The organism is Paenibacillus sp. FSL M7-0802 (assembly GCF_038004945.1).
Lineage (GTDB): Bacteria > Bacillota > Bacilli > Paenibacillales > Paenibacillaceae > Paenibacillus > Paenibacillus polymyxa_B.
Window position 1 is genome coordinate 2548001 of record NZ_JBBOSD010000001.1, and the last position, 13915, is coordinate 2561915.

A 13915-nucleotide genomic window follows, 5' to 3' on the forward strand; every position below is an offset into this window, starting at 1 on the left:
CCCTGGCTGTCGATTTCAGTTTTAAATCAGAAAAAGTATGCTTTCTGCTGAACACTGAAAAAGATATTTTAAAATCTTGGATTGTGCATTTATTGGCGAACTGCCACGTTCAAATGCTCCAGAAGCATGGAGAGCGTCTCCTCCGTAAGTGCTCCACCTGTAAACGGAATTAAAGCCCGCAGCGACATATAGCGCATGGATGCCTGAATCATCTCCGCAGATACAGCATCTGAATGTGCATTTTCGGCTCCCTGGGGAGCCAGCCCCTGCATTTGGGCCAACACCGCCGTCGTTTTCGGATTCGAAAGCAATTCGCCTAGAGCTGTATTTCGATCGTATACCGGCACGATTTCTCTCGTAGTAGATTCCACCATAACTTTCGTTTGCAAAGCGATATGCCGTGAAGAGGACCCTAGTAAGATATCAAATTCCCCACTCTCCACGTGCCAGTCCTTGTGCTCGACACTGTAGTGTGCAAAGCTTCGTTTATCCAACGTGAAAGAGATGGTTTTCTCTTCTCCGGGTTTGAGCGCAACTTTGGCAAAGCCTTTCAGCTCTTTCTCAGGACGGCTTACCGTGGATTCACAATCATGGACATACAGCTGGACCACTTCCTTGCCAAATACGGGACCTGTGTTTTTTACATTCACGGTTACAGAGAACGTTTCGTTATCCTTCATTTCGGTCTGATTCACGGTTAAGTGGGAGTATTCAAACCGGGTGTAGCTGAGACCATAACCGAAAGGAAACAAAGGCTCGATATCTTTCATGTCATAATAACGGTAACCTACGTAAATCCCTTCCCGGTATTCGACGCGGTCGCCATCGCCAGGGAAGAACAAATAGGATGGATTGTGCTTCAAGGATTGAGGGAAGGTTTCCGCCAATTTACCGCTAGGGTTGGCATCGCCGAACAACAAGTCAGCGATAGCTCCACCCGCAGCCTGACCACCCAGATATCCCTCCAGAACAGCCTTAACATCTTGGAGCCACGGCATGAGAATCGGTGATCCATTGCACAGCACCACAACTACATTGGGCTGAACGGCTGCAACGGCAGAGATGAGCTGTTGTTGATTGAGCGGCATATCCAGATGAGAACGGTCATACCCTTCTGATTCATAGCGGTCGGGCAGACCCACTACGAGTACAGCTATATCTGAGGCAGCTGCAGCCTTTATCGCTTCATCAAGCATAGACTGATCGGATTCGTCCGAGTCCTGACCGTAGCCCTGCTTGTAAGTAATGGACGCGGTTTCCCCTGCGGATATCTTCATTTGTTCATAAATGCTGTCCAGCCGTGTAGGCTTGATATGGGAGCTTCCTCCACCTTGATATCTAACCTTTTCAGCCATTTGCCCGATAATTGCGATTTTTCCTTCTTTCTTCAAAGGAAGGATTTGATTCTCATTTTTCAGCAGAACCATCGTTTCTCTCGCAACTTCTCTGGCCAATTGATGATGGGCTGTCTGATCATAGCTGGCATTTTCACGCTTGGAATCGGCTGCTTTAAAAATGACATGCAGCAGCCTTTCTACCGCTTGGTCCAGCTTTTCTTCGGATAATTCACCGTGGTTCACGGCTTCAACAATTTGCTTGGGCCCTTCTCCGTTCGAAGAAGGCATTTCCAGCTCCATACCGCCGGCAATGCTGGCCACAATTTCACTTACCGCAGCCCAGTCGGAGACCACGAATCCTTCATGGCCCCATTCTTCTTTCAGAATGGTTGTCAGCAAGTATTCATTCTCAGAGACATAAGACCCATTGACCTTATTATAGGCTGACATGACGGTCCATGGCTGAGATTGCTTTACAGCCTTCTCAAAACCAGTCAAATAAATTTCTCTTAATGTACGCTCATCTACAATGGCATCTGTTGTCATCCGCCGATGCTCTTGGTTATTAACGGCAAAATGCTTCAAAGAAGTCCCGACACCTTGACTTTGCACACCTGCGATATGCGCTGCAGCTAATTCCCCGGTCAAATAAGGGTCTTCCGAGAAATATTCGAAGTTGCGTCCGCACAGCGGCGAACGCTTGATATTGGCGGCAGGTCCAAGGACGATAGCTACATCTTCTGCCTGTGCTTCCTTGCCAATGGTTTCACCCACAAGCTGTACCAGCTCGCGATTCCAGGAGCTCGCCAAACCAGCAGCTGAAGGGAAACAGGTGGATGTTACACTCTCATTGAGACCTAGATGATCCGATTCCCCGTCCTGCTTTCGAAGACCATGCGGGCCGTCAGTCAATATAATGGACGGAATACCCAATCTGTCTACGGCTTGGGTTGACCAGAAGCTGGCTCCAGAACAAAGTTCTGCTTTTTCGTTCAACGTCATCTGTCTTACCATATTTTTAATATCACGATTCATTCTTCTCAACACTCCTCGGTTATGAAGCTCTGCAAGCAGGCAGGTTTTAACTATTGTTCCAGAACGATCGCCGAGAGCTGAAGGTCCAGTTCATTCAACAGCTCTTCCGGTGCCTCAAAGGAAGGATAACTGGCAAGGTCACGGATTGAGGCTTCTCCCCTAGCCAACCATGTTTTGTCCCATATCAATTACTGTTTCACCCGCTGGTGTAGTCATAATCTCCAACTTCAGTAATGCTGACTTTTACTTCCTTGCTTTCTCCCGGTTGCAAGCTCACATTTTCGAATGCTAGTGGAACAATGCTGTTACCAGCCTCATGTGTAGTAAATTGAAAACTATTCCGATGAATTGTTATTTAATGTTTATTCATCTTTTTTTAGTTTAATTTAAATAATATGACATACAATCTTTTCTAATCTGCTACGGTCAATTTTCCCTTCACTTACCCCAATGATGGGCTTCTTGTTTAGCTAAATTCATGTGATCACTGAAATAGTATTTAAATTCGTAAGCGCTTACCACAATGTATTAAAATTTTCTACTCTGTCCTATTATTCAGTGAGTCTTAACCCCTTTCGTTTTCTTAAAAGTAAGATAAGTCTTATTATAAGGAATAAGCGTTTTGATTGTGGTATGATTATTATATAAATCATACAAATCATCACTGAAAATGAGGTGAAAATGATGAATGTGGCTTTTCATCAACTTGCATTTTTAAGCAGGTTGATTTATGAATCCATACAACTTCCGGTTTTTTATCCAGTTTCAAATACTGATAATAGCATTAATGTAGAATCCAGTGATGATGCTAAAAACAGCATGTACTTTAGTCATCAGATCGAAATTGCTCGTTTACTTATGGAGCAGTCGATTCACACCAGGATTCCAAGTATTCATAAAACCATCTTTGATGAGTCTTACATCACAATTCCATTCTCAGCAGAAGAACAAACAGTTTCTGCAATCATTATTGGCCCTGTTTATTCATATCCCAGATCTGCGGAAGAAAACAAAAATTCATACCATGAGCCTGACTTAGATGACAAATTACAGCAGTACGTACAACAATTATCTCATGTAAATAACAAGCGTCTTTATCATATTTGTATCCTTGCTTTCTATCTTTTGAATGGTGTATGGTTAGACATTTCCGATGTAATGAGTAGTGATTTCCTTATTGTGGATGAAAATAATTCGATCAGAAATAAAGTGGATTTAATTATATCCAAACAACGTGAGCTATCTGAGTATAAGGATGGGCGTGACCTGGAGGAACGTGTTCTTCAAATTATCAGAGATGGAGATAAAACTAAATTGCTTAGTATGTCTTTTTTTTCAGCTGCATCTCATTTTGAAGAAGGAGGGCTGTTAGCCAAGTACAGCCAACTCCGAAACAGGAAAAATTTGAGTATTTGTACGATTACATTAGCTTGCCGTGCTGCAGTAGAGGGAGGACTATATGCGGAGATTGCATACATGATAAGCGATCATCATATTCAACACATTGAGCAATTGTCTGATATAAAAGCGGTAGAATATGCAACTTTTAATGCATTGGTCGATTTTGTAGAACGAGTGTCTAAAGCAAAACGGAAGCACCTCTCCAAAGCTATATCCTTATGCCAGGAATATATTAACAAACATATTTATCAAAATGTGAATCTTACTATTTTGGCGGATTTAACCCACCTAAAGCCAAACTACTTAAGTCAAAAATTCAAAAAAGAGACAGGCATCACGATAAGTAATTTCATTCAGATGGAAAAGGTCGAAGAGTCAAAAAAATTACTGCTATTAACAACTGATTCTATTCACAGCATTGCTTTGCGACTGAGTTTCTATGATCAGACCCATTTCATTAAAATATTCCAAAAACATACCGGGGCAACGCCTGGTCGATATCGCAGAGAGAATAAGCTAAGATAGAGCACACTGCTTGAGCACTGAAAAGCTGCTTGATTTCCTGTCCATTAGTTAAAAAGCAGCCGAACGTACTGCTGTAGTGCTCCGTTTTCCTGTTGGCATAATTTATCTTACCTTGAAATCATCCCTCTTGGCGAAGTCTGAGCAGGCGGTCAATTTGTTCTATGACCTTCTGAAACGAGCCTTTGCCCCGGATTAAATCATGCTCCTGTTCAAAGCCTTCAATGGCGATCAGAAGTCAATATTTGCAACGCCTAATGGGATTGGCAGATTCACCAAAGTAAAACTGATTAATTTCATCGGTGTAAGTTCCCCCAGATTCCCCATACAAGCAGTATCTCATACTCACAGAACACAAATTAAAAGCATCCTGATATTTTTCGCAAAATAGTACAGTTATGCTCTATTTCTGTACCGCTTTAACTTCAAATTCAAAATCCCCTCAATTTCCCGTTTATCATCTAGATTTAGCTTTCGAAAGCCTGAGATTAAATTTGATTCAAGATCATCTATCTGTACACGAAATATCCCGCTATTAGAAACTACCGCCTCTTCAATTAGCAGCCAATCTAAATCAACACCGAAATTTAGTTTAAGAGCAATTACGGTTTCTAATGATGGTTTGTATTTATCTTTTTCCAATTCACTCAATGTTCCTTGTGATACACCAATAATCTGTGAGAATTCAATTTGATTAAGCTTGTTCAATTTTCGGATGTTTTTTATCCCCAGCGGGAAAAGGTTCCACCATCATTACCCTAACCATCTCGTACCCTATGCTTTAAGATCCAGCACCAGCACATTCACCGAGTTAGCTGGTAAGTACAAAAGGACAGAATTCGTATCAAGCGTGATCTGCTGTTCGGTAGGCACTACCTTCTCGTCATTCTTCTTGTTCACGTTAGGTACATGAACAAGCGAGGAATCGCCGGTTAGTGTAACCAGCTTAGCGATGGACTCAACACTCAAATCTTGTAGATTCAGCTGTATTACCTTATCTACGTTGTCAGCATTCACCAGCTTCACGTATACATGCTCAGCATCTTGGGTTACCGAGTTGAACACGTCTCTGTTGTAAGCCTCCAGCTTGTAGTCCAGCACTTTGCTGGTCGTCTCGCCGTCGGTGTATGAGCAAATCAGATTACTGCCCGTTTCACCGCCGTAGTTCACTGTTATGGTGTAGTCCGTGTTGTCAGCCAACTCTTCATAGCTAGCTGCTCTCAAGTTACCTGCCGCTGTACTGGAAGAGTAGTCACCCAATGTGTAGCCTTCTATGCCTTGCTTGTAAACCTTCACGCCGGTAGCCTTGCCGCCATAACCGATCGCGTATTCGACAACGTCCTTTTTCTCCGCAGAAATATCCGTGAGACCCGCACCCACATAAAAACCGTCCGTGCCGGAAATACGGGAAGCGACCACCTCTACCTTGTAATTGCTCCAGCTGTCGTTCAAGATGTACAGACCATTCAAACCGCTATCCTGAGCTTTGAGGACAAGCCCCTTGCCTTCCTCCACTGTAGAGCCCACGGAACCGGGAATGACCTGCCAGGCCGAATTCAATTCCTGGGTAAAGTCTTGATCCAGCAAAACACTGCCGTCCTGGTTGGAAGTAACAGTCACACGCTTAATCATAACTTCGGCGTTGCCTGTCGCTATTTCAATTCCACCCTGAGGAATGAGATCCGTTGGCTTGCCGTTTTTGTAAGTAGAGAAAGAAGTGCTCAATACTTTATTCCCCAAATATTTAGCATACATTTGCTGTACATAGTAGTTCGGCGTAAACCACACCGTTTCGTCATCGAACCAGATGCAGTCTGGTGTCCATCTGTAGGTTCCATCTGTCAGCACCTTGTTAAACAGCGGTGCATAGGCAGCCAACCGAACGACATCGGCATTATTTTCGAAGCCCGTCATCACCGCTGCCTCTGCTACAGCGCCTGCTAATGTATTTTTATCCGTTGAGGCGTACTCTCCGACAAAAACCTTTGATGTTGCTTTCCAATTTATACTGCCGTCCACGTTATAAGCTCTGTAGTAGTAGTTATAGCGGTCCACGTTATTCAGCAGGTACTCGTTAGAACGATAATAATGCTCGTCTGCAATGGTGTCCATATAGTCCTTTTGCTTCTCATACCAGGTTACAGTTTCTTCCGTCACCTGGTTACCATCTGCAAAAGCAACCTTAGCCGAGCCCTTCATATTACCGCTCAGGAACTTCCAGCCCTGCTGATAGGCATCGTCGTCTGCTTGAGCGCCAACCGTGGAGATGATATGCAGCTCATAACCCGGATAGTTTTTCTCCATATACTCATCAATCGACGTCTTGAACACTTCAAAGTTGGCAAAGAATTCTGTGCCCCAGTTCTCGTTACCCACACCCAAATAACGCAGATCGAACGGAGCTTCATGGCCCATTTTTTTACGCATAGCAGCCCATTCATTATGTTCAAAATCCACACTGATCGCAAAGTCGATCAGATCTGTAAAGTTCTTAATATAGTATTCTCTTAATGCGCCTCCAGCCGGATGAGCGTAATCGGAACGGGCTTGACAGAGAACGCCACAGGCCATAACCGGAAGCGGAGCTGCATTCAGGTCTTCTGCCAACTGGAAATACTCCATATAACCAAGGCCCATGGTCATCATATAGCCCCATACATTAAAGTTTTCCTTGCGCAGCTCGATATCCCCAATCGATTCCTTCCAATCGTATACGTTTTCCCATATAAACGAACCCTCGGAAATACAACCACCTGGAAACCGCAAAAACTTCGGATGCATGCCAACCAGTGCGTTCACCAAATCTTTTCTCAGTCGGTAGTTAGGATTTCCCTGGAAGTTAGCATGTGCCGATGGGGATTGCGCTTCCTCTCCTGCGCCCCATACATCTTGTGGGAATAAAGAAACCATATCAACCGAAATGTCCCCTTCAAATGTAAGCGCCAGCTGCCCGAGAACCGTAGCTGAGCCTGTCAGCACAAGTTTGGAATCGATGCCGTACTTCTTCCACGTGTTGCCACCTTCCACCTGTACCGTAACCGAATTACTGATAGCCTTTTCATTCGAGTCTTGCAGTTGCAGTGTGATTGCGCCAGCTGAATCGGCCTTCGCCCAGATGGTAAACTCATACTTGGCACCCTCTTGGATGGACATGGCACAATTCTGGTTAGAATCGGAAAAGCCCTTGTTCCGAATCGTTGCACCATCCGCTACCGTCACATAATAAGAGTTCACTTCTTTGTCTTTTGCGCCTAAAAACTCATTTAATCCACCGCTATGTTGTGGAGTCATCTTGTCCGTATCACCAGACCAGGCAAACAACGGGTTGCGGTTCCGTCCTGTAGAGCAGCCGCATTCACCGGAAGCATGGGAATACGTATCAAACTCGAAAGATTCAAAGGAGCGATTCTGAACCAGTTCTGCATAAATCCCGCCATCTGCCGCGTTATTGATATCTTCATAGAACAAGCCGTACATCACTTCGCTGACATCCAGTACTTCCTTATTTCCATGAATGGTCAGCGTGTACGGAGGCAGCTGTTCAGGAAGAACGGATACTTCAAAGCTTTCTTCAATCTGGCTTAAGCCCTTCGTTAATAAAGCTGTGACGGTAACCCCTTGTGCGGAGGTAATCGCCTGCACCTGCCCATTGTCAGAGAGTATACTAGGTTGGCTGGATTTCCAGGTCACTTCTACTCTACCGCCCATCAGAACGGTTGGCAGAGATAAGTCCTTGGTCACAATCGTCGTTGGAAAGGACAAATATTTATCTCTAGCAAGCTTCACGATCTCTTCATCTGTCAACGAATCGCACATGACCTCAATGACTTCATCTGCCGACAAGCCTGCTTTATAAATTCTAAAGTCTGAAACGGAGCCGGCAAAGTCTACATCCGCCGCATGCTGGGAGCGACCGATAAAATTGTTGCTGTAGTTGGACGAGTCTGTAAACGTTTCGAACCATTTACGCAGCTTGGCATAGTTACCGCTGGAAGTTTGGCTGATGGAACCATCCGCTACCACTTCACCATTGACATATATCACCGGACCGGCACTGCTTAATGTGCCGCCTTCCGTGCCGATCACAGACAGGGCTATGTGCATCCACTCATCCCTGACAAAGCCTCTTCCCGGGTCTACGGACAAATCCACCTCGGTGAAAAGGGTTCCGCGCAGATTCCGTGTCATGAACATATAGGGTCCTGTATGGGCTTTACCAAAGTCAAAGACACGTTCCCACATATCTGTGAATCTGCCGAAGTTGACCCAAGCAGTAACCGTCACACCGGTGTTATCGCTTACATCTTTGAATAGATCGGAAGGAAGCTGGATATACGATGTACCGTTGGGGCCACCCTCAAGCGTCAAAGCTGCTCTACCGGTAGCATGGGAAATCGTAGGTGTTACTGTGCCTGAAGCAACCCCATCGTTACCTTGCCCTGAGCTATCTTTGCCGACGTTCTCTGCATCATCAAACTTGTAACGCGCAATGATTTGATCTTGGAATTTGGTCATCTTCGTTGCTCCTATACCCATAGTTTATTAATGTAATAACTAATTAGTTAATATAAATACATACTATATAGCTATAGTACCTTATCCTGAGTACCTTTTTCAATCCAATAAATCGGATTTATGAAGAAAATACTTGAACGAACTACATAAAAAAGCAGCCATCACAGAAGATACTCTGCGATAACTGCCTTTTGGCTTACAGGATTACTTGACCCAGTCGGAACTTTTCTGAAATAAAGAAGTTTGACCGTAGCTATGTTATCCGTTCAATTTTTGTCCACAATTCGGACAGAAGTTAGCTCCTTCGTTTTTTGTACCGCAATTCGGACAAAAATTGGGCTTATTACCGTCTCCAGATGGAGCGGGGGCAGCAGGTGTAGGCTGAGTCTCAGCCGAAGGCTTTGGGTTCGGGTTCAAATTTTTCATCATTTCATTTGCTATATTCATCCCCATCATCATACTCGCCATATCCGAAGCAGCACCGCCGCCTTTTACATTACCCGATGCAATCCCGTCCGTCATCGTCACTTGTTGGTACTTTTGCAGATTACCGATCATTTCATGAGAGGCTGTCTTCGTGATCATATCTTGGATTTCTTGAGGATAATTGAAGCTCATCACATGAAAACCAGTAATCGTCATACCGTTGTCCATCACTTGCATATCCAGATCTTCTTGAATACCTTTTGAAATGTCAGAAGCATTCGCCTGCAGATTGAACATGTCCTTTCCTTCTCTGCTAATCCACTTCATCAATAACTGATCCAACACCGAAGTAATCCGTATTTTCACATCCTCAACTAGATAACTGTCCTTCACTCCGGCAATCTTATCGATGAGCGTAACATAATCGTTCACTTTAAAATTAAATGTGCCATTGGCACGAATCGGCATACCGCCTGGCAGCTGAGGGGTCGGGATCAGCACTGGATTCTGCGTCCCCCATTTGACCGTAAACTCCTTCGTATTAACGAATAAGACTTCTACTCTCATACCACTGTTAAAACCAAATTTAAACCCTTTTAATGTGGATAGAAATGGAATAATGTCAGAGTCCATGTTATACGACCCTTCATTCTCGAAAATACCCTCTATTTTGCCGTTATTTACAAAAATCGCATCTTGACCGGAGCGGATGATTAATTTACTGCCTTTTTTAATTTCACGGTTGCTCCACTTCCAGAAAATCATATCATCTCTAAATTCTTCCCATTCTACAACATTTGCAAATTGATTTCTGAAGAACCCCATACTGTATCCATCCTTTCAGTTTAGGATTTTGCAAAATTCGATTCCAGTCGCTCCAAAGTGCAATATATAGACGAACTAGACCATTTCGATCTATATATTGTTCATTGAAAGTCGCTTATTGGATTTTTACAAAATCCTCAGTTAAAATGATCCTCTGCTGCCGCTATGCGAATGACCGCCGCTGGTAGTTCCGCCACCACCGCCTGAGCTGCTGCTACTGCTGCTCTTTTCAATCTTCCGTTTCGTTGTCGTTGTGTGAAGATACTGATCTCGATGCTCCAGAACTCCTGAAGCGTTCGCATCCTCGTAGGTCTGCCGATTTACCGTAACCCGACCGCCAGAATTGGAAACCATCTTGCCCACGATCATCGCCGCCAATCCCAGGGCAACCGCCAAATGAAGCCAGCCTTTAAAAAATATACTGTCTGGATTCACCCCTGGACGGATGGCCAAATATTTGTGCGCACTCAGAATATACTTTTGAAATGCAAGCCCATAGTTGCCGTTCGTCAGGTCCGGGCTAATCTCATGGCGTATTTTAGTAAGCCTGTCATCATCCAGATACCGTTCTGCCTTATAAAATCCGGCCAAGTACACCTCTCTATTTCTCATATCCATCGTTAAAATGACCGCGTTCCCATGAGATCTGTCATACCCAGGGCCATGGTCATCATAAAAGTCCTGCGTTATTTTCATAACATCCATATTGTCGGGATTGAGAGTAGTATAAATAATAATGTCCGTTTCTCTTTCCGCTCCGTATTGATTAGCCATAGCGTTCAACACATCATACTCTTCCTGATTGAGCAGACCCGCTTCATCATAAATCAATGGCTTCATTTCTGTCGTTGCTGGTTCGCCCTTCATTTCCATAGGAACTGCCAGAAAAGCAGCAAAGAACAACAAGACGGCTATAATCGCTCTATGCTTTTTCAATAAAATCCCCCTCCCATCATCAACCAAGTGATTAACCTCAATGAAAAGAGAGTAATGCCGAAAATGCCTGCAAACCAAGCCGTCACTTTGAACTTGCTAATCGGAGGCTTACCGACTACCTTGCCCGTCTGTCCGTTCATAGCAAACGTATGCTCCAATTGATTATAGTCATAGTGTATGACCCACACCGGGAGCAGGACATAATCCGCTTGTTTTAATGTAGTATCAATTTGCTTTTCCGTATAACTCACGGCCGTATACTCTGACACCGTAGAATGAATATAAGCATCAATATATTCCTTCACTTTTTCTTTAACTCGCGGGAAAAGCTCTTCTTCGTTATAACTGTACTTCTCCGCAATATAACCTGCTAGATATGGCGTTTTAAAGGGTTTTAGCTGATCGTATGGAAAAGGCTCCAATTTATCCATCAGCTCATCGTTCATTTTCTCCGCAGCATCAATTGGAACCTTTACATAATTCAAACGAATTTTCCGATATACATCGAAATGCTTCGTTTCCGTATATTCGTAGTCTCCGCTCGTATAGGTTCTCACTTGGGTACCTTCACCTTGAACCTCAATTTTATTATGTAATTCATATAACCAGAAGGGCACATACATCCCGGTTATTCCCTTGATTCGGTCTGCTATCATGAACCGATTCGGCGTAAGACGGCCATTCTTGCACCATTTTTTGAAAGCAGCTATGGCTTCTTCCTTACTGATTGAAAAAGGAATAACCTGCGCTGGAGCCAGCTTGCCAGTCAGTCGATCCCCGAGAACCACGGCAGAACCACAAAAGCTGCACACCGTTGCACTCGTCTCCACTTCGGTCATAATCACTGCTCCGCAGTTATTACAATGATACTCATGGGCCTCATCTTCTGAAAAAATACGATTTATCAGAGGATCAGGAATAGATTCGATATTGTCCTCTCTTCCGCAACTATGACAGGATAACATCCCTGTCTCACCGTCAAAGACCATGCCGCTGCCGCAGTTTGGGCATTTGTATTCGATAACCGGCATCTGCTCACCTCTTCATGTAGATACTGTTATGATTCCTTATGGTTGATTTTTTCTTTGATCGCAGCCAGTTCATCCTCTGCATTCGTACTCTTCTCGTATTGTGCAAATAAAGCATCCAGGTCGTCCTTCGTTCCTGCCCGAAGCTCGGCTATAGCCATCGCTTCATCATACGCTCTGTTCACCTGTTCTTCCATAACTTCGAAAGCAGAATTCTTGCTGCCCATAGAGTTCAAGGTTTGCTGTGCTTTGGCAACCGCCATCTTCCCTTTAAGTTCAGCGCGCCGCGCTTCTAGTTGTCCCATATCGGACACCAACTTCTCCTGCATTTGTTTCATATTTACGGCGTTTGTCGAAGCTAAATCATAGGACGTTTGTAATTGTTCCAATTTCTCCGCCTGCAAACCTTTTCTCTCCAGAAACTTTCGAGCTTCCTCTTCATTACCAGCTTCCACAGACTTACTGGCATAATGCTGGAGCTTTTTGATTTCGGCTTTGCATTCATCCAGTGCTCTTTTTGCCCTTCTCTCATCAGCCAACACTGAGGCCGTCTCCGCTTTCACCTTGCCTAGATCACTGTTTAAATTCCGCATATAATCGTCAATGGTTCTCTCCGGGTCTCCCACCTTATCCACTAAGGCGTTAACATTCATTTTCATAATATCCCTAAACCTCGACAAAATTCCCATGATGACCTCCTTCGAAAGGACTACATTCCACCATATCATACATCAAATCCGGTAAAAAATGTTCATCATAGCTCTATATGCTGGCCCACTGATCACTTTCGGATGTGTGTTCGTTTTATTATAAAAGCAAAGGGTCCAAAAACCCGCGACAGATTTTTGAACCCTTCTATTTATTGTTCCTGATTATAGTTCTTCATAGGACTTGGGGTCCTGACCCCATATCCGCCCATCCTCACTGCTAAATGCCGAAATCACGTTCATTTCCTCTGGAGACAACTCAAAATCAAAAATATCCAAATTCTCCGTCTGGTGTTTTAAAGAAGAGGCCTTAGGGATCGGGATCGCTCCAAGTTGGATATGCCAACGTAAAATCGCTTGTGTAGTCGTTTTACCATGAGCAGCAGCAATTTCCCCAATCTTTTCATTCTCCAGTATGCTGTGACCACGCCCCAAGGGGCTCCACGATTCGGTCACGATGCCCTGTTCAGCATCTTTCGTACGCTGGTGCTCCTGATTAAACAATGGATGCAATTCAACTTGATTGATGCTCGGGGCGACACCTGTTTCCCGAATTAAACGTTCATTATGCTCGGGCAGAAAATTGCAGACCCCGATGGAACGAATATAGCCCCTTTTCTTCGCCTCAATCAACGCCTGCCAGGCTTCAACATATCGATCAATTTGGGGATTCGGCCAATGGATCAGATAAAGATCATAATAGTCCAGACCTCCTCTATATAATGACTCTTCGATCGTTACAATGGCTTCTTGGTAAGCATGTCGGCGACCCGGTAGTTTGGAGCAAATCAACAATTCCTCTCTGGGCACAGAGCTCTGCCGGACCGCTTTCCCGACAGCCCCCTCATTTTCATAGTTGAACGCTGTGTCGATCAGACGGTAACCTGCATCAATTGCGCCGGTAATCGCCTGTACTCCATCTGCACCCTTAAATCCAACAGTCCCAAATCCAATGACGGGCACTTTAGTGCCATCATTCAATACCTTCTCCGGAATTTGATGGTTCATATTAACAGCCTCCTTTACTATTCTCATATACCATAACACCTCTTTAATCCTCAGGCAAAATATAGAAATTCATTTCGTTCCCTATATATGTATATACACACTAGCTTGTAAATTCTCTACCAAGTTCTCTGTGTGCTAAATCAAAAAGCGCCTGATCCCCATTGAAATCATACTT

Annotated in this window: 10 protein-coding genes; 1 reads left to right on the plus strand and 9 read right to left on the minus strand. The window is 44.2% G+C overall.

What is annotated here, in order from left to right:
• Positions 1 to 89 precede the first annotated feature (89 nt).
• Both MHB54_RS11890 and MHB54_RS11895 read right to left on the minus strand, forming a co-directional pair.
• On the minus strand, positions 90 to 2372 hold the full coding sequence (locus tag MHB54_RS11890; RefSeq protein ID WP_023986513.1) for a glycoside hydrolase family 3 C-terminal domain-containing protein: 2283 nt from the start codon (positions 2370 to 2372) through the stop codon (positions 90 to 92).
• A gap of 50 nt (positions 2373 to 2422) precedes the next feature.
• The gene (locus tag MHB54_RS11895; RefSeq protein WP_023986512.1) at positions 2423 to 2560 is read right to left on the minus strand and encodes a hypothetical protein; all 138 of its coding nucleotides are present in this window, start codon (positions 2558 to 2560) and stop codon (positions 2423 to 2425) included.
• Positions 2561 to 3053: 493 nt separating this feature from the next.
• Between MHB54_RS11895 and MHB54_RS11900 the strand changes: the two genes are divergently transcribed.
• A complete protein-coding gene (locus tag MHB54_RS11900) occupies positions 3054 to 4298 on the plus strand; it encodes a helix-turn-helix domain-containing protein (protein WP_080751582.1) in 1245 nt (414 codons plus the stop codon).
• A 393-nt stretch (positions 4299 to 4691) separates the two neighbouring features.
• Here MHB54_RS11900 and MHB54_RS11905 read toward each other — a convergent pair whose 3' ends face one another.
• The 7 genes from MHB54_RS11905 to MHB54_RS11935 all read right to left on the minus strand — a co-directional run bounded on the left by MHB54_RS11905 (position 4692) and on the right by MHB54_RS11935 (position 13740).
• Positions 4692 to 5027 (minus strand): helix-turn-helix domain-containing protein, encoded by a 336-nt coding sequence (locus MHB54_RS11905; protein WP_023986510.1) that lies wholly within the window; start codon positions 5025 to 5027, stop codon positions 4692 to 4694.
• A 42-nt stretch (positions 5028 to 5069) separates the two neighbouring features.
• Positions 5070 to 8810, minus strand: a complete 3741-nt coding sequence (locus tag MHB54_RS11910; protein WP_264454297.1) for an alpha-L-arabinofuranosidase C-terminal domain-containing protein — start codon at positions 8808 to 8810, stop codon at positions 5070 to 5072.
• Between the two features lie 258 nt (positions 8811 to 9068).
• Complete coding sequence (locus MHB54_RS11915; RefSeq protein WP_023986508.1) at positions 9069 to 10061, minus strand: SPFH domain-containing protein; 993 nt, start codon at positions 10059 to 10061, stop codon at positions 9069 to 9071.
• Positions 10062 to 10202: 141 nt separating this feature from the next.
• Positions 10203 to 10997, minus strand: a complete 795-nt coding sequence (locus MHB54_RS11920) for a TPM domain-containing protein (protein WP_053324390.1) — start codon at positions 10995 to 10997, stop codon at positions 10203 to 10205.
• Positions 10994 to 12028, minus strand: a complete 1035-nt coding sequence (locus tag MHB54_RS11925) for a hypothetical protein (protein ID WP_023986506.1) — start codon at positions 12026 to 12028, stop codon at positions 10994 to 10996. The genes MHB54_RS11920 and MHB54_RS11925 overlap by 4 nt, the downstream gene beginning before the upstream one ends.
• A gap of 26 nt (positions 12029 to 12054) precedes the next feature.
• The gene (locus MHB54_RS11930) at positions 12055 to 12714 is read right to left on the minus strand and encodes a PspA/IM30 family protein (protein WP_023986505.1); all 660 of its coding nucleotides are present in this window, start codon (positions 12712 to 12714) and stop codon (positions 12055 to 12057) included.
• A gap of 183 nt (positions 12715 to 12897) precedes the next feature.
• Positions 12898 to 13740: an aldo/keto reductase gene (locus tag MHB54_RS11935; protein WP_076265135.1), complete on the minus strand. Its 843-nt coding sequence runs from the start codon at positions 13738 to 13740 to the stop codon at positions 12898 to 12900.
• Positions 13741 to 13915 lie beyond the last annotated feature (175 nt).